Genomic DNA, 845 nt, shown 5'->3' with positions numbered 1-845 from the left:
CAATTACCGTGTGTGTATTTTTTGGGGTAATTGTCCTTTTTTATTGTCATCATATACAAAAACGGCACTGATGAAAACTCATCAGTACCGAATAGTGTAGAACCTTTTTGTTTATGGTAAGATAGATAAAGTAATGATTTAGTGATTATTCAAACAAAAGGGGGTGTAAATAGCTATGAAAACTGTAATTTTGCTGTTTCACCCAGATATGGATCGTTCCTTAGTGAATAGAAAGCTGATTGAAAGTGCAGGTATGAAGCGAAATATTACTATCCGTGATATGTATGCTTTGGAACGTGATCATCAAATTAACGTTGACCAAGAACGCCAGGTTTTGGAACAAGCAGATCGGATAGTATTACAATTCCCGTTAAGGTGGTATAGTGCACCTTCGTTATTGTATAAATGGATGCAAGAAGTATTTGATGATTATTGGCTTCATTCAGGACCAGAAGGTAGCAGTATTTTACAAGGTAAAGAGCTAACACTAACGGTCGCTTATTCAGAACCATCCTATGACTATACTGCGGATGGCAAGTATAAATATACGTTAAAACAGATTTTGAGAAATTTCGAAGTGATTGCGATGCATCTAGGAATAAAGTACTGTGAACCATTTACAGTCTATGAATTAGATGATCTAGATAAAACGGCTAAAGCTTATGCGGAAATGTTAGGAAAAGATGAACTACCGATTCAGCCATTAAATGATCAGTAGTGAAAAGTATAAAAATAAGGTTCTTTGTCAATCGGTACTGATAATATAATTTACAGTTCAAGCAGTCATTTTGCTTGGGCTGTTTTTTGTTTTGCAATTAGAACTAACTGTTAAGTGAGAGTTTTTT

Annotated in this window: 1 protein-coding gene; it reads left to right on the top strand. The window is 34.7% G+C overall.

Going from position 1 to position 845, the window contains the following annotated elements; all coding sequences use genetic code 11:
- Positions 1 to 175: 175 nt before the first annotated feature.
- Positions 176 to 718: an NAD(P)H-dependent oxidoreductase gene (locus tag H5975_RS08370; protein WP_178660239.1), complete on the top strand. Its 543-nt coding sequence runs from the start codon at positions 176 to 178 to the stop codon at positions 716 to 718.
- Positions 719 to 845 lie beyond the last annotated feature (127 nt).

It is taken from the genome of Limosilactobacillus coleohominis, from assembly GCF_016901675.1.
Taxonomy (GTDB): domain Bacteria; phylum Bacillota; class Bacilli; order Lactobacillales; family Lactobacillaceae; genus Limosilactobacillus; species Limosilactobacillus intestinavium.
Note: the sequence above shows the minus strand (reverse complement) of the source record. Positions and strands in the feature narration are given on the sequence as shown.

What these genes read in the sequence shown, in the direction of transcription:
- H5975_RS08370 (WP_178660239.1), top strand. Translation starts at nt 176, where the DNA reads ATGAAAACTGTAATTTTGCTGTTTCACCCAGATATGGATCGTTCCTTA.